This is a genomic window from Terribacillus sp. AE2B 122 (assembly GCF_902497585.1).
Classification (GTDB): Bacteria; Bacillota; Bacilli; order Bacillales; family Amphibacillaceae; genus Terribacillus; species Terribacillus saccharophilus_A.
The window spans coordinates 79,673-97,686 of sequence record NZ_LR700948.1 but is presented as its reverse complement, the minus strand read 5'-3'; the positions used below and the strand labels follow the sequence as shown (position 1 = coordinate 97,686).

Genomic DNA, 18,014 nt, shown 5'->3' with positions numbered 1-18,014 from the left:
TTTACGCATTTGACTGCTGCATGAATAATGCTTTTACCCTTTCTGTATGTAGGGGCTGGTAGGATTTATATACCCGTCTTTTGTCAAAATAATCACTTTTGTTATATTACAACTCTATTTCAATTGAACAGTTGTACCACAGCACTCATGATTATTACCATTTTCACCGGTGAAAACAGCATAACAATTTCTTTCTTTATAAAAGAAAATCCCCTCCTGTCTGCCAGGAAGGGATCTTTTTATTTACACTCTTTCACTTAGTTCAGTTTTCTTAGTCACTTTTGGAACAGTTTTGCGGGTTTTCTTATCACGGAAATCTTGTTCCAATTCTTCCAGCGTACGACCTTTCGTTTCTGGCAGGAATTTTTGGATAAAGAGAATAGCAGCAATACCCAGAACAACAAAGATAAGAAATGTGCTGGATAGACCGATCGCACTAAGCAACACTGGGAAGGTCAAACTTACCGTAAAGTTTGTCATCCAATGGAAGAAGATTGCAATCCCCATCCCCATACCACGAATACGTGACGGGAATATTTCAGAAAGCATCAACCATGTGACAGGCGATACCGCTCCTTGCTGGAATGCAAGGAAAGTTACCGTTAGACTCAGCACTAGATATGGAAGTGCAGCCGAACCTTCAAAGAATGTCGTTACAATCGTTAACAAAAGCAATGCAGTTGTCGTACCGATAAATCCGACCGTCAGCATCGGTCTGCGTCCTACTTTACCTAGCAGCCAGATACCAAAGATAGTAGCTGCTACGGAAATGATACCATTGGCAATGTTACCTATAAGAGCCGCATCTCGACCAAATCCTGCGTCACTCAAAATTTCAGTACCATAGTACATGATGGAGTTTACACCAGTTATCTGCTGGATTACTCCAATCCCTAATCCGATAAGAACGATTCTTCTGATCCACGGAATAGTCAAATCTTTAAAGGAAGCTTTGTCCAGCTTCTTCTCTTTTTCTACCGTATTCTTAATCTGTTCCATTTCCTGCTTCGCCCGATTTTTACGGCGAATCTTTGAAAGAATCTGGAAAGCAGTTTTCAGCATACCTTGCTGTGCAAGCCAGCGCGGACTCTCTGGCATAACAAGCATTCCGAACCAAAGTACAAGAGCTGGTATTGTAGCAATAACAAGCATATAACGCCAAATATGAGCAGTATCTCCGAACATATTTCCAAGAAATGCGTTAGAAGAATAAGCAAGAAGCTGACCAGTAACGATCATCAAATCATTCATCGTTACCATTTTTCCGCGTGACTCAGTAGGAGAAACCTCCGCCAAGTAAGCAGGAACAGTTACCGAAGCACCACCAACTGCTAGTCCAAGCAGTACGCGGAAGACAATCATTGTCTCCACATTCGGTGCAAAAGAACAACCTAAAGTTGCTAAGAAGAATAATACAGCTAAGTATAATATCACACGACGTCGACCGACTTTATCTGCAAGCTTACCGCCGGATACAGCACCGAACGCTGCTCCAAGAAGCAAGGAACTTGCTACCATTCCTTCTGTTAATGGTGTCAGATTCAATTGGTCTTCCTGCCCCATGAAAGGCAATGCCCCATTGATTACACCTGTATCGTAACCGAATAATAATCCACCGAAGGTAGAAATAATAGCGATTAATCTTAATCTTCGCTTCGAACTTCGACCATCGTCCTCAGTATGAGCGACATGCCCTTGTCCATTCGCTTGTTTGTCCATCGTTCTCTCTCCTCCATTTATGCATGTTGTCTGTTGTACAAACAATGCTTTCACCTTATGTAGGTGTTGGTAGGAGTTATATACCCGCATTTTATTAATATAATCATTTTATAACATTACAATTTTTGGTTTTCCGCATGATATAGGTTTTACTGAGCTCTACTTACTTATCATAGCTTTTTGGTCATCATGACTGTTTCAACCCGAATCCCATTGGATTTTGTAATTGTTTTACTGTCATTGATGCAAAATCCGTTCTTCTTATATAAATCGATATTTCTCTCTTCTGACAGCCTCACCTGACAGTAAAGCGTACCAAGACTTTGGGTTGCCGCATAATTTTCTAATGCTGATAGTAAGTGTCGTGCTACCCCTCTTCCTCTCCACTCTGGTCTTACAGATAAGCGGAAGAAGTATAAAGCACCATCCTCTTCCTTAAAACGGACAGTACCTAACGCTATATTATTAATCCAAAAAAGAAGAGCTCTCTCTTTACCCTCTTCTAAAAATGATCTTATTGAATCTATTGTTTCATCCAATGCACTGGATGGAACTGCCGTATTTCTGTACTCTTCAAATGCAGCGATCATGACCCGGTGGATTTCCGACGCATCTGCAGGTTTAGCTAGTGTGATCATCTTATATCTCCTTAATAGACATTAATGGGATTTCTAACTGTTGATTCTAGCAATATTATCACAAGAATAAAACACCTACTTTGTACACTCTAATTGGGAAATAAAATCTTACTGATGAGTGATTATGACTGTGAAAATGGTTTACTAAAGGACGTAGAAATAGTGAAATCATCATAAATTTCCCAATACCGGAATTCCAGTTGATATTTTACAATTTAATAGTATTACATAATATAAATATTAGGAGGATACAAGAAATGAGAAAATGTAAACAAATTACGCTTTTGATTATCAGCTTTGCCATGGTACTAACATTTTCTGCCTATTTCCAGCCCACTAAAGTCCAAGCCGCTACTGATAACACACCAGTTGTCTTTGTTCACGGTTTGACGGGTTCCGATTCGAATTTCTATTTCATTGAAAGATACTTACAGAACCAAGGATGGTCGAGTGATGAGCTTTATTCAATTGATCTCCCAAGCAAGCAAGGGCATCAAGAATTGAATTCATCTGCCATTCAGGGATTTGTAGATGACGTACTCGAAGAAACAGGCAGCGATAAAGTAAACATCGTGGCACATAGCATGGGAGGCGCAAACAGTCTTTATTACATATTGAATAAAGGCGGCGGTGACAAAGTGGATAAGCTCGTAACGCTAGGTGGGGCAAATAGACTGACAACTAGTGCAGCGCCTTCTGGCATAGATACTACTTCCATCTATTCGACAAGTGACTATGTCGTAAGCTCCTATCTATCCGTCCTTACTGGTGCGAATAACATTAGAATTTACGGCGTATCTCATATTGGTCTTTTAAACAGCTACCAAGTAAATGGTCATATTAAAGAGGCTCTACTAAATTAAATGAGAAAGACTCTAGAAAATGCAAAAAAGCCTTTCTGCCGTTTGATTGTACAAACGGCAGAAAGGCTTTCATTTTAACATCAGCAATTCTCAGGCGTACCTTCACGGGCTGCCGCCTTAAATGACGAACCACACCCGCAGCTGACGATGGCGTTCGGGTTATCAATAGTAAACCCGCCGCCCATCATATTTTGTTTGAAATCGATAGTAGTGCCTTGGATAACCGGAATATCCATAGAACGGATGATGACCGGGATATCGTTGACCTCTTCGAATGTATCCAACTCTTCATTTTTTTCATATTCAAAGCCGAGGCTGTAGGAAAGGCCGCTGCAGCCACCGCCTTTGACGCCAAAGCGCAGCAGGACTGTTTCTGCTTCTTCTTCCTTCATCATTTCTTTGATCTGAAGGCTGGCAGTGTCAGTAATATTCAATACCATTTCAAGTTACCTCCCTATTCTAATCTTACTTTCAGTATACGCTCCTATTCACTGATGCTCAAGCACTGTGCTCCCAATAAAAAGTTCCAGATACAGTCTTTTCAGCCGCACCACGCATCCAGACGGAACCGTCTTTTTCCCATCGGATGAACAAATCGCCGCCGCTAAGATGTACGGTCACTTCTTCTCCATACGGTGCTTTGCCATTTTGAATTGCTGCAACGACTGCCGCACAAGCACCAGTACCACATGCCTGTGTAACACCAGAGCCGCGTTCCCATACACGGAAATGCATTTCTTTATTGGAGACCATTTCTATGAACTCGACGTTGACTCCTTCTGGGAATCGAGGATCCTTCGTAATAACAGGACCTTGCGTATAAAGCGGTGCTTCATTAATGTTATCGACAAAGAACACGGCGTGTGGATTACCCATGCTTACTGCTGTAACATGAAGCTGTTCTTCTCCTGCTTCAAAAACTTCATCGACGACGTCCTGACCAGCCTCACCGAGCATTGGAATCAGTTCACGCTGCAAAATCGGCGCTCCCATATCAACTGTCACTTCATGTACATGCGCTTTTGATCCATGCACTTTTGCTTCCACTTGTCCTGCCTTCGTCTGAATCGTGAATGTATCACGTTCCACCAAGTCATTTTCATAAGCATATTTCGCGACACAGCGGAGACCGTTCCCGCAATTCATTGCTTCGGAACCGTCCAGGTTGAAAACACGCATGCCTACATCACACGTTTCGCTCGGATGGATAAGTATCAAGCCGTCAGAGCCGATTCCAGTATCCCTGTCTGCGACAGCTATCGCAAGCGGCGCTAGCATTTCCTCCTCCAGCTGGAATTGGAACAGATTAATAAAAATATAGCTGTTTTTTAAGCCATGCAGTTTCACAAACGGTATCTCCATTGTCTCTTCTCCTCTACTATGAAAAAAGCCGAGGCCTGCGGAATGCAGACGCACGGCCAATTAAAATAACGGATTTTCTTCGATGAACTTGTAAACATTTTCGACAAGCTCATCAGGTGTCTCAGCTGTCACCGGTTCACCGTTTACAAGAGCGAACATGTGCTGGGCACAAATGCCGCAAAAGCTTGTACAGCCGTATTCTATGACATCAAGACCTGGGTCACTATCCAGCTTTTCATAAGCTGCCTGAGAACCTGAGGCCAGATTATTAACACAAAACTCAATGATCGGATTCAACCCGCTCACTCCTATTCTAGGATGTAACACTATTAAGTGATAATCCTACCATAAGGCGGGATATCAGCACAACTAGGTTGCGCTGACTGTCTCGACAGCTTTTGTGACTGCCTTAAGGGAAATGATTCCCTCACCCGCGATTTCATCATTAACGAGAACAACAGGAAAGAACAGATCTTCTTCTATCACTTTCGCCGCGAACTGCTTATGCTTTACTACATCAGGCGGTTCATTGATATCAATGTATTCGAATTGAAACTGTTTGTTTTCGAACTTCCTTGCCAATGCGGCCTGCAGCCATTCATACGTGTCTTTAGAGCTTGGTGCATTCACACAGCTTGCACAGATGATATCAGCTCCATATACGGTAATATTAGTTGTCATCCTGCTCCATCCTCTCGTATGCTGTTAGCTTCAGTTTACCGTAACAAGCACGATGTTGGAATTTATTTTTTAATTGATAAAATTTCTCAGTTAGCCAGCGTGGATTTTTTTCCGGAAAGGATTTATAATGAATATATAATCGTAAGGGGGATAATGGATGATGGAAAACCAAGTACAAGAAGTTTTGAATAAATTGCGTCCATTCTTGCTGCGTGATGGCGGCGACGTCGAGCTAGTCGATGTTGATGAAGGTATCGTACGTCTGCGTCTTATGGGAGCATGCGGTAACTGCCCAAGCTCTACGATCACATTGAAAGCCGGAATTGAACGTGCTTTAATGGCAGAAGTTCCTGGTGTGCGTGAGATCGAGCAAGTATTCTAATACAATGATAGAACCACGGAAAAGTGACAGCTTTCCCGTGGTTCTTTATTTATACGTAAGATAGTAAAGACCCACAGAAATCATCCCGATTCTGTGGGTTTTGTCATGCTTCGACAGCTAACTCTTCTGCGAAGCTTCCTTTTGCAGCACATGAAAGCAAAAGCCATTCAAAGTCAGGATACATATTCTGATAGTGTGCATGGACAGCTTCTGCCCGGGCTTCATCGATTAAAGCTATCATCGTCGGGCCAGCACCGCTTAAATAGACACCATATGCAGCTTCCTGCAGGGAGTCGGTGATTTCCTTATAATGCGGAATCATTGACTCTCTGTAGGGTTGATGGAAAAGGTCCTTCGTCATCATCTCTCCAAGCAGCTTCCAATTTTGCTGCAGCAAGGCAGCAACGGCTACATTTGCAATACCACTTGCCTTTACAGCGTCTTTATACAGAAGCTGATCTGGAAGAACAGCTCTGGCATCTGACGTTGCAAGTTTGAATGATGGAATAACTGCTAGAAAACGTACATCCTTAATTGGTGTCTGTATATAATGAACTTTGTCATCATAATAGCCAATCACACATCCCCCTAAAATGGATGGTGCTGCGTTATCAGGATGTCCTTCCAAACTTACAGCGATATCGAGCTTTTCTTCATCACTCAACTGAAGCGACAAAAGGCAATCCGCCAGCTCAATACCGGCAACAAGGGCTGTAGCACTGCTGCCGAGCCCTCTGGCTAGTGGAATAACACTATTCATACGAACCGTACATGCTGGCAGATTACTATATCCATAGCGATCTGCCACATAAAGGGCTGTTTCATAAATCATATTGTCTTTGCCAGCCGGAAGACCTTGCACGGCATCTGACATCGGAATGAATTCCCACTCCAGTCCAGGCTGAACTTCCAGCTCCAAATACAGATTCAAAGCGATACCAACCGAATCAAAGCCTGGTCCAATATTGGCAGTGCTTGCCGGTACGCTTATTTGCCAGCGTTTCATTTACATCCGCTCCCTGATGGCGTCTGCAATCACTTGTTCTTCGTTCGGGAGGACGACCGGCTTGATTGTACTGTATTCAATCGCTGTGTTCGGATCCTTCAATCCGTTTCCAGTTAGTACACTAACAACGGTTGCGCCTTTAGGTACTTCTCCTTGCTCCAAAGCTTTCAGCAGTCCCGCGAAAGATGCACAAGATCCTGGTTCAGCGAAAATGCCTTCTTCGCGAGCTATTTTCTGATATGCAGCGATAATCTGCTCATCTGTCACTTCGTCAATTGTTCCGCCTGATTCATCTCTTGCAGCGGTTGCTTTCTGCCAGCTTGCAGGATTCCCGATACGTATGGCAGTGCCTACAGTTTCCGGATTCTCAAACACCCGGTCATGCACGATCGGAGCTGCTCCGCTTGCTTGATAGCCCTTCATAACTGGAAGACTGTACCCTTTTTCTTGCTCATATTCCTTGAAGCCTTTCCAATATGCACTGATATTACCTGCATTACCGACAGGAATGAATAAGTAATCCGGTGCTTGTCCTAATTGTTCGCACAGCTCGAAGGCTGCAGTCTTCTGTCCTTCGAGACGATATGGGTTCACAGAATTGACGAGCGCCACCGGCTCAGTTTCGCTCAAGTTCCGTACAACACGCAGTGCATCATCAAAATTGCCTTCGATTGAAAAGATCTCCGCGCCGTACATGACTGCCTGGGCAAGCTTTCCTTGTGCAATTTTACCTTCCGGAATGACAACGAAGCAGCGCATACCCGCGCGGGCAGCATACGCAGCTGCTGAAGCAGAAGTATTGCCTGTCGATGCGCAAATGACTGCTTTAGCCCCTGCTTCTTTTGCCTTGGCAATGGCCATGACCATACCGCGGTCCTTGAAGCTTCCCGTTGGGTTCGCTCCTTCGATTTTTGCGTAGGCCTCGATACCATAAGCTGCTGACAGCTTTTCTAGCTTAACTAAAGGTGTGTTACCTTCTCCTAAACTTACAGCTGGTGTTTCCTCTGAAATCGGCAAATATTCTTTATATGCTTCTAAAAGTCCTTTCCATCCCATGCTTCTCAATCCTCTCCGTCTACACGATAACAGCTGATTACGCGTTTCACGACGCTCAATTGCTCCAGCTGCTGTATGCTGTTTTCGATTTGCTGCTTGCTATGTTTATGTGTCACCATGACGACTTCTGCTGTTTTCGATTTGCTATGAGGCAGCTGAAGGATTTTAGCAAACGAGACATCCTGACCTGCAAACACATTCGTAACGGCGTGGAACGCACCTGTCTGATCCTCTGCTTCTACACGAATGAAATACTTGGCATGCTTTTCAGTATTATCCTTTAAAGCAGTTTTATATTGAGGTTGCACATAAGCCTTACCGCTGACACCTAAGCGGATATTCTTGATGACCTCCATCAGATCGGAAACGACGGCTGTCGCTGTTGGCAGCCCACCAGCACCCGGACCATAAAACATCGTCTCGCCGACTGCGTGTCCATACACATAAACAGCATTGAACTCATTTTTCACCTGTGCCAGTGGATGTGCTTCCGGCAGCAAAGTAGGCTCGACGCTCACTTCTACTTTTCCATCATCTATTGCTGCAATACCGATCAGCTTCACAATATAGCCTAGCTTTCCGGCAAACTCGATATCTTCCTGGGATACGGAAGTGATACCTGCAACTTGGACATCACTATATGCCACAGGCATCTTAAATGCCAAATTTGCCAGTAATGTCATCTTACGGGCTGCATCCAAACCTTCAACATCTGAAGTTGGATCAGCTTCAGCAAATCCAAGAGCCTGCGCTTCCTTTAGCACTGTTTCAAAAGATAGGTTTTCATCTGTCATTTTCGTGAGGATGAAATTCGTCGTTCCGTTGACGATACCCATCACTTTCTCAATCTTATCTGAAGCAAGGCCGTCACTGAGCGAACGAAGGATTGGAATTCCGCCGGCCACACTAGCTTCATAGTAAATATCCGTATCATATTCCTGGGACAGTGCAAACAGCTTGTCACCATGCTCTGCCATCAAGTCTTTATTGGCAGTCACGATATGCTTGCGGTTTCGGATACTGCGTTCCATCAGCTGATACGTATCCTCCATGCCGCCCATCACTTCGACAACGATGTCAATGTCAGGGTTATCCGTAATATCAGAAGCCTCCATCGTAAGGATGGAAGCATCCTTGATATATTCGCGTTTCTTTTCCTTGTTTTTGACGAGCACTTTCGCTACTTCCACTTCACAGCCGAGTTTATAACGAATCTGCTCTTGGTGATCCTGTAAAATCTGAACCACACCGCTTCCGACTGTACCAAGGCCGCATAAGCCGATTTGTATCTTTTGTTTCATCTCATCCAGCCTCCTGTCCACCTGAAATAAACAAATGTTTTTGTATAAAGGACATTATAACTCTATCAATCTACTATCGCAACCAACTTTACAAATAATTTTCCAACATAGGTATCTCAAGAGAGCGAGTATCAACCTGCATGTGATCGAATAATCCGGCCAGACGCTGCTCGTATTTGCTTTGCTGCATGATAAGTGTTTCATACGCTTTTCCAGTTAAACCTTTCTCGATTTGATCGAAAAGATGAAGTGGCATGATCAACCTGGCATACAGCACTCTCATTCCAAATACAGAGAGCGGGCGCTGCTGCATATAAGATTGGAGAAATTCACCCGTTTCCATCTCTTCCTCCGCACAAAAAGCAGTCCTCATATATTCTGCTAAATCACGAGCTGGATGGTCATAAATGATGCTATGCGGCAGCACATATGTATCTGCCAGTTCAGATTGGTATTTCGTGAATACCGTGGTCGGCTGATCATAGTCTGTAAAACGGAACTCATTGCTTGTTTCATTCAAGTATTGAATGGCAAGCTCCGTCCTGCCGATTACATAGTGAAAAGTGTCCAGAAATACACGTTCTTCATGAACAAGTGGTCGTTTTTGATAGATGTTTGAATAAAGTCTTTCTGCCTGCGACAGCCGCACAGTCCATAGATCACTCCATTTCCCGTAGCTGGATAGTGTATCTGGTGCAAACGGACAGCCGGCACCTAGCTGATGGAAGGCAGCAAGCTCTGCACCATGCGCATCCAGACTTCTTGAATAAGGCGGCGGCATCTCTACCACGAGATAAGCTGTATTTTCATAAACAGTCAATATCTGACCTTCTGTTGTCAGCATCGGCTGAGCGAGACGCGGAAAACCTGCTTCCTGCATATAAACGGTGATAGCAGCCAGTTCATAATAACTGTCTTGATCCGTTCTTGCTGGTATAATGACATATAACCGTTCTGTTGTCTGATAAGCGTGATAATTCCGATAGGAAACCGGCTTCCCGGTGAACCCTGGTATATATTGCTGCATCAACTGCAACACGAGCAAACACCTCCTGATACATTTTATGAAGCATCGGTAAAAAACATGTTCCAGAGCTGACGGTTGGCGCATAGGTTAGAAGGGTATACTGCTAACAGAATTATACATAGAAAGGCGAAGTGATCTTATGACTGCTGAATTAGAGAAAAAAGCACGGGAATGGCTTATCGAACGAGGTGTACAAGTAGAAGACATCGCGGAGCTGGTACATTTTCTGCAAGAGAAATATTACCCTGGCCTAACGATGGACCGGTGCATTTATAATGTGGAACGCGTATTGTCAAAAAGAGAGGTACAAAACGCCATCCTGACAGGAATCCAGCTTGACGTACTAACCGAACAAGGAAAACTGGAACAGCCGCTGCAGGATAATCTGGCGAGAGACGAGAGCTTGTATGGAATAGACGAAGTGATTGCACTCTCCATTATTAACTTATATGGATCAATCGGATTTACGAACTATGGCTATATCGACAAACAGAAACCCGGCATTTTGGCCAAGCTGAATGATAAAAGCAGCGGGGAATGCCACACTTTCCTGGATGACATTGTAGGTGCTATCGCAGCGGCGGCAGCCAGTAGGCTTGCGCACAGTCAGAACGACGAAGAAAATATTGACGGATAAACAAAAAGAGCGGCCTTATGAAAGGCTGCTCTTATTTGAATTCCCATTCGGTTAACGTATCGATCGTATATGTTGGCTTCGGATCAAGGAAAGGGAGTTCCTCTCTTCTTGTAAAACCGGTACAAACCATCAGTGTATCCATACCCGCTCGGATACCTGCAGTTATATCGGTCAGGTAGTTATCCCCTACCATAAGAACTTGTTCCTTGTTCAAATCTAATAGCTTCCTTGCTTGCTCCATCATGATATTCTCTGGTTTGCCGATGAAGGTCGGTTCAATACCAGTGCTGACAGAAATGACAGCTGTGATCGCTCCATTGCCCGGCATCAAGCCGGCATCAGTAGGAAGTGCTCTGTCACTGTTCGTGGAGAGAAACTTTGCTCCTGCTCGAACAAGCAGACAAGCCTTTGCCAGCTTCTCATACGTAATCGATGTATCAAGACCGATCACAACATAATCACAGTTTTCTTCAGCTAAGGTAAGCTCCTCTTTCTCCAAGGCATCGAACAACCCTTCTTCACCAATAGCAAATACCCGGGCAGCTGGATTGTGCTCACGGATGAATGCTGCCGTAGCCATGCTCGTCGTAAACACATCCTCCGGTTCAGCTGCAATATCCATTTGGCGAAGCTTAGCAGCTACTTGCTCCTGTGTGCGCGTGGAATTATTCGTCACGAAAAGATGCTTTTTATCAGCATCCTTTAGTCTTTGAATGAATCCTGGTGCAGCTTCAATCCGCTCCTTACCTAGATACATCGTTCCGTCTAAATCGATCAGATACCCATCATATGCTTTCATCTTGGCTGCTCCTTGCAAAAGCGGAAGCTGTCCGCGTCTCGTCCACCAGATATGCTCTAACCCATTCTACATATTGTTTAAGCAAACCGTGATGTTTCTCCATCGTATCTGCAAGTCTTTGGTGATCCACATGCTGATATTCTGCAGTCAGCATTTTACGCAGCCCAATCACTTCTTTAAAGGCTGGTGCAGTATCTTCCTCTATTACCTTTTCATCAGCTAGGATATCGATAATATCATCATAGCTGCCTGGATCACGCATGATAAATCCGTCAATTACACTGTTGCCAGTATCCAGTATACCTTCAATCAAAAGCTGTGCCCGCCGTTCTGCAGCAAGCTTGCCTGTTAGCCCCGCAGAATGAGGTATCTCTACTCCCAGCAGCTCTTCCATATATGTAAGGATTGCTTCTATCTTTCTTTTATCTACAAAGTACATCGTATTTGCCCCTCTCTCACGCATTCACTTTGCCGAAACTTTTTTCACGACAAAATATGCGCAGCCAAAATTGCAATACTCATACAAATAATCTTCCAATGTGCTGATTTTCGTATCGAAGGTGGATTTTGGGTTATCGTCATCAAAGAATCCTTTTAGACGAAGCTGCTCATACCCCCAGTCACCGACAATGTAATCATATTTAGTCAGGATTTCGCTATAGCGGTTTTGGAATGCCTGTTCCTGAAAGGCTTCCTTCACATCCTGCACCACTTCATAGTGCTTGCCTTGTACTGTTGTTTTCACCATCTATCGACTCCCCTATCTTGCTTCTAGTGTAGCATATTTCTTTTATATTTTCGCATTCCTTCTTCTCATCTAATGATCATTACTCATGAAATTCTGATCTCTGTACAAACTAACAGCAAACGTGTAAGGAAAGGTGAGCAGCACATGAAAAAGATACACATTGCCATGCTGCTAATTCTCCTGCTAAGCAGTTTCCCGTTCTCTGCCTCTGCAAAAGGTGAAGAAAACGTAAATAAAGCAAAGCAGGATCGCATGGCGCTTTATAAGAAAACAGCAGCTGCCGCAGGACTTCCTTGGTATTATTTAGCTGCAATTGATCAGTACGAGCATAATCTCCCGACACAATCCAAAGAAGAGAAACTGATTGCGATCGAAATCCCAGAAGAAAAATGGTTTGGGGCTGCTTCACACGGACAGCTGGCAGACGAATCCTCCATTCTATGGTTTCAAGGATTAGGGCGTGATGGAGATGGAGACAAACAGGCTGATCCAGATAATCCAGAAGATGTACTCTACACGATGGCCTCTTTTATCCAGCGAATTGGAACGACGAAAAACGATATCAAGATAGCCCTATGGCATTATTATGAGCGTGATCTTACTGTACAGACGATCATGAATACTGCCAAGCTGTATGAGAAGTTCGGTACAATAGAGCTGGATAAACGCTCTTTCCCGCTTCCGCTTCATCATAATTACAGCTATCGCAATACATGGGGAGATGCACGCGGATTTGGCGGCAGAAGGATTCATGAAGGTACGGACATCTTCGCTAACTACGGAGTACCCGTATATGCGACGACATACGGCGTTATCGAACTGAAAGGCTGGAATTTGTATGGCGGCTGGCGTATCGGTCTTCGGGATAGCAATAATATCTATCACTACTATGCCCATTTGAACGGATTCGAAAAAGGTGTATCCGTCGGGAATGTCGTCAAACCTGGAGATGTAATAGGGTATGTAGGCGCAAGCGGCTATGGACCGCCAGGAACATCAGGTAAATTCCCGCCTCACTTGCATTACGGCATGTATAAGGACAATGGACGCTCAGAGTTTTCCTTTGATCCATATCCATACCTTCGAATTTGGGAACAAAAATCCAAACAGCAAAAAAGGGAAGGCTGAATTTATTCGCCTTCCTTTTGCATTGGAATGGAGAAAGATGGAGATGATCCGGACTCTCCTCCATTGTTATAGAATTCCGGCACTTGCCCTTGGATGACCGTACTTCCCAACAAAACATCCTGCGTTACAGTTGTCGTCTTCGTAGAAAATGGAATGATGATTCGGACATTCGCTTTAATTTCGACCATAAATACAAACATCGCATTATTTATGCCGTACTCTTCCACCTTTACATCAACACCTGACTCTACATAGCCAATCATTTCGAATTTTACCGGAATCCGCGGACCAAGATTAGCAAGCAAAGCATTATTGGTTGCTTGACCAAGTGGTATATCGACAAGTGTCGGATCCTCCTCCAACTTCTCCTGAATAACGTCAGCTGCTGCTTCTTCAGCCAGCTGTTCCTCACTGACAGCCGGCATCTCGCCATCCTCCATCAGCCGCAGATAGTTTTGTACACGGAAGGTCACTTTCCGCAGCACCTCATTTACAGTTGCTGCATCCCAGCTGGCATGTGTAACATTTCCATTCGTATCTTTCTCAACTTGCACAAATGCATTCAAGTCCAAATCCGCTTCCTTTTCTGCCTGTACAGCCTGGTTTATCGCCTGTTTAGCAAATTGCTCTGTCTTTGTTTCTGCAATTGCCATAAGTGTCGGCTCCAAGCCCCTATTCACAAGCCAAAGGCTTAAACTAGTGAATAGCATGAAAAGCAGCAGGGTCATCAGAAACACATGACGAAAGGAAGGTGATGCTTTAGAAGCTCTGCGCTGCCATGGACGCATGAAAAAACCCCCTCGAATCAAGCATATGCTTGACCAAGGGGGCTTAGAATTAGCTAGTTCATCTCAGCAGATGTCGAACAAGCTACAACCGTTATATTCAAATGCACATACAAGTCCACTTCATACGGCACAGGTTCTGTACCATCCGCTTCCTGAAGAATCCGGATAATCGGCCTTGTATTGATGTCTTCATTTTGACGTATCACGATTCCCATCCGTCCATCACTCAGGCGAACAGTAAGTCCAGTCGGGTAGATTGCAACACTTCGCTTGAAAGCCTCAACCATCTCCATATCGAACTGATCCCCTGCACCTGCAAACAGTATTTCCAAACCTTCATGCGGCAGCATCGCATCCCGGTAAACACGGTTGCTCGTCACAGCATCAAAGACATCTGCTATACCTATGATTTTCGCATACAAGTGAATATCCGACCCGCTAATACCTCGTGGGTAACCGGAGCCATTTATCCGTTCATGATGCTGGTATGCACAATGCGCGACTACCAGAGGGATATTGTTCATCTTGCGCAAATAATGGAAACCCTTTGTTGTGTGTTCCTTGATTTGCTCGAATTCCGAGTCAGTTAGTTTGCCGGTCTTTTGCAATACTTCCTGCGGAACGAACATCTTGCCTACATCATGCAGGATCGCACCAAAACCGATTTCCTCTACAACAGAAACAGGAAGTTTCATTTCATTGGCGATGGCCATCGCATATAATGCCACATTTACTGAATGAGAGAAAATATAATCATCATATATGAGCATATCGGAAAGAATCGTCAATGTTTGGCGTTTTGGCCGCAAATTGCTGACCATCTCTTGGATGGAGCTCGTAATTTTATCTGTCATCTTTTCGGTCAGATATCGGCCATTATCATTCTTCTTGATTTCCTGAAAGCTCTTATGGATAACCTGCATCGCTTTTAGCCGTTTTTCATTGGAAGTGGAGAAGTAAAGCTCGATGTCCTGCAGCCTGTCATCTCTGATATAGACATAGGTATATCGCAGCTCTCTTAAGCGATCGATAATATTTACTGTCAACTCCACATCTCGCTGGATGAGAACACTGCCTTTATCATTATATACGGGTTGAGCGAGCTTACTGCCGGGCTTTACCGATTTTGTCGAAACTAGTCTCATTTACGTACCCCTTATCTTCTCCGACATTCCATTCTGATAAAATAGTACCAGAAAAACGGAAAACAATCTAGATTGAGGGGACGCACTTCGACAATTTTTTTAAGGTAGGAGAAGTAATGCTTCTTTTCCTATGATTCCAGGTTTCCAGCCATACGCAGCTGATGCTTCTGTTACCTTTTCAAGCGGTGCTGCAAGCAGTTGCTCGATTGTCTTAACTCCGACTGCCCTGCCAGATATAATATTGCGATCTGCCAGCTTTTCATTCAGCAAATCTACGTCCAGTGCTCCGCACATAATATAACCGACATCATTCGACACAACGAGCAAGGTTGTTTTCGGCAATTTTACAGTCACAGCGGTAAAAGGCTTACCTTCTAGAAATAAAGGTTCTACAGTCATCAATTTAAATACACCTCCGTTATATCCTATGTAGGAGAAACGGAGGTGTTTGCTATTTTTCTATTTCTTTAAATGCTTCCAGAAGTAAATCCCGCAGCATTTCAGGCATGAAATATTTCTTACCTTCTGCCTGCTTTATATTTGGCAGCAAGCTGCCGAAAGTGAAGGTATCCGCCATTGCCGTTAGATAAAGCTTGTTAGGATCCAACGGCATACCGTGTATCTTCAAGTTTACAGCCACGGGTTTTGCTTCTGTTCCCGTAATGTCGAACGTCAGTCCGCTGTAGATCATCTTACCGATCACCTTTCCGCGGAAACCAAAGCCCTTAAGAGGGAATGAAACGAAATCAGGCTGTAATGCAGCATTTACGATTTGCTCCAGTGCTTCTCCAGTTAACGGAACTGTAGCCGGATTTATCGGATGCGGACAAATCCGATGAATATCCATATAAGATACGGCTCCTGCAGGAAAGCTATCCAGTAGCACCCCTGCGTTTAGAAAAGCAAGATCTGCCTTCGTCCATCTGCGCAGATAATCGGTCAGGAGATCCATTACACGGGAATCTTCATAAGGAACACAAGGCATCGGATCTGGCAGAACGACGGCAGGACGATGCATTGCTTTTGCTGCATTTTCCGAATAAATAGCAACATGCTCCGCTGTGTCTGTATCATCTTCCAAATCTGCCACAGGAATTGCCCTGGCTCGCTTATCGATAATGCATCCCTGTTCTGTGTCCCAGATGATTTCCACTTCTCCGAAATGGAAGCCCTGCTTACCAGCAGTCGTAATCAGACATTGATTCACAAATTCCCCTTCATGGAGTAAGTGATGGGTATGCCCGCCAACGATTACATCAATCTCAGGAAAAGCAGCAGCTATGTCCCTGTCTGCATAAATTCCGAGGTGGGAAAGCAAAACAACCACATCGCAAGAAGATCGAAGCGAACTAATTTCCCGCTTCAGGACTTCCATCGGATCTTGTACATTCCAGCCGATCAGATTATAGAAATCCGGAAACGGCGCTGTTAATCCGATCATGCCGACTTTTACACCGCCAGCAGTTTCGACCACCCAGGACGACTCCATCCAGCTCGGATCTTCCTCGGTCTGTGAATGAAGGTTTGCAACTGCAACACGGAATTCTGCTTCATCGTACAAATGATAAAGGTCATCATAATCAAGTGTGATGCCTTCATTATTGCCAATTGTTGCGAAATCGTAGCCAGCTTCGTTCAGCAGGCTGATATTGGCCTTGCCTCGGAATGCTTCCGCAATCGGACGTGATCGATCGACATGATCACCGATATCAACAAGCCAGCATGTCTCACCTGCATCTTTAAGCCTTTGTTTATTTTCCTTCAGATAGCCGACAATCTTTGGCCAGTTCTCGAAATAGCTATGCAAATCATTTGTGTAGTTGATAGTCAGCTTTTCCTGCATCCTTCTCTACTCCTTTATGACGACAAACCGTCCCAAATCAAACGGACAGCAACTAATACGAGCATGATACGCAATATCCAAACGACAGTATTACCTTTCAGCATCTGGTTAATCCTCGCACCGAGGAACCCGCCAATAATCGCACCTGGAATAAAGGCCCATACAACGTTCCATTCCACATGTCCCAGGGATATATGCATAACGGTACTAACGATACTGAGGAAGAATACCATAAGCATGCTTGTGGCAACAGCAACATGCGCTGGAAATCCGAATAAGAGAATCATGGCAGGCACCATAAAACTGCCTCCGCCAATTCCGAACATACCAGAAAGCAGTCCGACAAACAAGGACAGTACAAATGCTGCCATGAATCGGAAGCTATATGTATACGTGGTTCCGTTAATCTCTTTTGTAACGATGATGCCTTTTGGATTAATCACTTCACGTTCCTTACGTTTTACGAAGAACATAAAGAAAACAAGCAGCACAAGTATACCAAAGTATAACGAGAAACCATCACCCGAAATAAAACGATTCAGGAATGACCCAAGAATAGCTCCTGGCATTCCTCCAGCTAGGAAAATGAGTCCGCTTTTGTAATCAACCCGTCCGCTTTTCATATATGTCAGCGTAGAAGTCAGGCCAGTAAAAATCATAAAGATGACAGACACACCAACGATTGCTTGTGGTGTAGCCCAGCTGAATTCATCCCAGAAGTTGCTCAAAATCAGCAGCGACGGTACAAGGATGATTCCTCCTCCCAAACCTACCAGACTGCCAAGCGCTGCTGCAAGAAGTCCTATTAGTAAACTTACGGCAAATACCATGTGTATCCCTTCCATCTTTTCAACTGTAATAAAAAAAGTATGACTGCATACCGCAGTCATA

Annotated in this window: 22 protein-coding genes; 4 read left to right on the top strand and 18 right to left on the bottom strand. The window is 44.2% G+C overall.

What is annotated here, in order from left to right:
- Positions 1-243: 243 nt before the first annotated feature.
- Both AE2B122_RS15960 and AE2B122_RS15955 read right to left on the bottom strand, forming a co-directional pair.
- Positions 244-1,719 carry a sugar porter family MFS transporter gene (locus AE2B122_RS15960; protein WP_095218316.1) on the bottom strand — a complete coding sequence of 492 codons (1,476 nt, stop codon included), beginning with the start codon at positions 1,717-1,719 and terminating at the stop codon, positions 244-246.
- Between the two features lie 170 nt (positions 1,720-1,889).
- On the bottom strand, positions 1,890-2,357 hold the full coding sequence (locus AE2B122_RS15955) for a GNAT family N-acetyltransferase (protein ID WP_095218317.1): 468 nt from the start codon (positions 2,355-2,357) through the stop codon (positions 1,890-1,892).
- 257 nt (positions 2,358-2,614) lie between these two features.
- On the opposite strand from AE2B122_RS15955, the gene AE2B122_RS15950 reads away from it, so the two are divergent.
- Positions 2,615-3,220 (top strand): triacylglycerol lipase, encoded by a 606-nt coding sequence (locus AE2B122_RS15950; RefSeq protein ID WP_175074683.1) that lies wholly within the window; start codon positions 2,615-2,617, stop codon positions 3,218-3,220.
- 80 nt (positions 3,221-3,300) lie between these two features.
- Here AE2B122_RS15950 and AE2B122_RS15945 read toward each other — a convergent pair whose 3' ends face one another.
- From AE2B122_RS15945 to AE2B122_RS15930, 4 genes are all read right to left on the bottom strand, one after another.
- Positions 3,301-3,660, bottom strand: a complete 360-nt coding sequence (locus AE2B122_RS15945) for an iron-sulfur cluster assembly accessory protein (protein WP_095218319.1) — start codon at positions 3,658-3,660, stop codon at positions 3,301-3,303.
- A 58-nt stretch (positions 3,661-3,718) separates the two neighbouring features.
- Positions 3,719-4,582, bottom strand: a complete 864-nt coding sequence (gene dapF / locus AE2B122_RS15940) for a diaminopimelate epimerase (RefSeq protein ID WP_175074682.1) — start codon at positions 4,580-4,582, stop codon at positions 3,719-3,721.
- Positions 4,583-4,642: 60 nt separating this feature from the next.
- Positions 4,643-4,879, bottom strand: coding sequence for a YuzB family protein (locus AE2B122_RS15935; RefSeq protein WP_095218321.1), 237 nt, complete (start codon positions 4,877-4,879; stop codon positions 4,643-4,645).
- 72 nt (positions 4,880-4,951) lie between these two features.
- Complete coding sequence (locus tag AE2B122_RS15930) at positions 4,952-5,263, bottom strand: YuzD family protein (RefSeq protein ID WP_175074681.1); 312 nt, start codon at positions 5,261-5,263, stop codon at positions 4,952-4,954.
- 157 nt (positions 5,264-5,420) lie between these two features.
- Between AE2B122_RS15930 and AE2B122_RS15925 the strand changes: the two genes are divergently transcribed.
- On the top strand, positions 5,421-5,645 hold the full coding sequence (locus tag AE2B122_RS15925) for a NifU family protein (RefSeq protein WP_038564952.1): 225 nt from the start codon (positions 5,421-5,423) through the stop codon (positions 5,643-5,645).
- A 103-nt stretch (positions 5,646-5,748) separates the two neighbouring features.
- Here AE2B122_RS15925 and thrB read toward each other — a convergent pair whose 3' ends face one another.
- The 4 genes from thrB to AE2B122_RS15905 form a co-directional block, all read right to left on the bottom strand.
- Positions 5,749-6,651 (bottom strand): homoserine kinase, encoded by a 903-nt coding sequence (gene thrB / locus AE2B122_RS15920; protein WP_175074680.1) that lies wholly within the window; start codon positions 6,649-6,651, stop codon positions 5,749-5,751.
- Entirely contained in the window at positions 6,652-7,707 is a 1,056-nt protein-coding gene (thrC, locus tag AE2B122_RS15915; protein WP_095268576.1) for a threonine synthase, read from the bottom strand. It lies immediately after the preceding gene.
- Positions 7,708-7,712: 5 nt separating this feature from the next.
- Positions 7,713-9,008 (bottom strand): homoserine dehydrogenase, encoded by a 1,296-nt coding sequence (locus tag AE2B122_RS15910; protein WP_095268575.1) that lies wholly within the window; start codon positions 9,006-9,008, stop codon positions 7,713-7,715.
- 88 nt (positions 9,009-9,096) lie between these two features.
- Positions 9,097-10,047 (bottom strand): hypothetical protein, encoded by a 951-nt coding sequence (locus AE2B122_RS15905; RefSeq protein WP_095268574.1) that lies wholly within the window; start codon positions 10,045-10,047, stop codon positions 9,097-9,099.
- Positions 10,048-10,174: 127 nt separating this feature from the next.
- On the opposite strand from AE2B122_RS15905, the gene AE2B122_RS15900 reads away from it, so the two are divergent.
- Positions 10,175-10,672, top strand: coding sequence for a phosphatidylglycerophosphatase A (locus AE2B122_RS15900; RefSeq protein WP_095218327.1), 498 nt, complete (start codon positions 10,175-10,177; stop codon positions 10,670-10,672).
- 31 nt (positions 10,673-10,703) lie between these two features.
- Here the strand turns inward: AE2B122_RS15900 and AE2B122_RS15895 are convergent, their stop codons facing one another.
- The 3 genes from AE2B122_RS15895 to AE2B122_RS15885 are packed head-to-tail and all read right to left on the bottom strand — an operon-like array spanning position 10,704 to position 12,219.
- The gene (locus AE2B122_RS15895; protein WP_175074679.1) at positions 10,704-11,471 is read right to left on the bottom strand and encodes a TIGR01457 family HAD-type hydrolase; all 768 of its coding nucleotides are present in this window, start codon (positions 11,469-11,471) and stop codon (positions 10,704-10,706) included.
- On the bottom strand, positions 11,458-11,910 hold the full coding sequence (locus tag AE2B122_RS15890) for a DUF86 domain-containing protein (protein WP_175074678.1): 453 nt from the start codon (positions 11,908-11,910) through the stop codon (positions 11,458-11,460). The genes AE2B122_RS15895 and AE2B122_RS15890 overlap by 14 nt, the downstream gene beginning before the upstream one ends.
- 24 nt (positions 11,911-11,934) lie before the next feature.
- Positions 11,935-12,219, bottom strand: coding sequence for a YutD family protein (locus tag AE2B122_RS15885; protein ID WP_095218330.1), 285 nt, complete (start codon positions 12,217-12,219; stop codon positions 11,935-11,937).
- A gap of 144 nt (positions 12,220-12,363) precedes the next feature.
- Between AE2B122_RS15885 and AE2B122_RS15880 the strand changes: the two genes are divergently transcribed.
- On the top strand, positions 12,364-13,347 hold the full coding sequence (locus tag AE2B122_RS15880; RefSeq protein ID WP_095218331.1) for a M23 family metallopeptidase: 984 nt from the start codon (positions 12,364-12,366) through the stop codon (positions 13,345-13,347).
- 2 nt (positions 13,348-13,349) lie between these two features.
- On the opposite strand, the gene yunB is transcribed toward AE2B122_RS15880, so the two are convergent.
- The 5 genes from yunB to AE2B122_RS15855 form a co-directional block, all read right to left on the bottom strand.
- Entirely contained in the window at positions 13,350-14,135 is a 786-nt protein-coding gene (gene yunB / locus AE2B122_RS15875) for a sporulation protein YunB (RefSeq protein WP_095218332.1), read from the bottom strand.
- Positions 14,136-14,188: 53 nt separating this feature from the next.
- Entirely contained in the window at positions 14,189-15,280 is a 1,092-nt protein-coding gene (locus AE2B122_RS15870) for an HD-GYP domain-containing protein (RefSeq protein ID WP_095218333.1), read from the bottom strand.
- 99 nt (positions 15,281-15,379) lie between these two features.
- Positions 15,380-15,682, bottom strand: a complete 303-nt coding sequence (locus AE2B122_RS15865; RefSeq protein WP_095218334.1) for a YunC family protein — start codon at positions 15,680-15,682, stop codon at positions 15,380-15,382.
- A 49-nt stretch (positions 15,683-15,731) separates the two neighbouring features.
- Entirely contained in the window at positions 15,732-17,123 is a 1,392-nt protein-coding gene (locus AE2B122_RS15860; RefSeq protein ID WP_095268571.1) for a bifunctional UDP-sugar hydrolase/5'-nucleotidase, read from the bottom strand.
- A gap of 14 nt (positions 17,124-17,137) precedes the next feature.
- Positions 17,138-17,953: a sulfite exporter TauE/SafE family protein gene (locus AE2B122_RS15855; RefSeq protein WP_095218336.1), complete on the bottom strand. Its 816-nt coding sequence runs from the start codon at positions 17,951-17,953 to the stop codon at positions 17,138-17,140.
- Positions 17,954-18,014 lie beyond the last annotated feature (61 nt).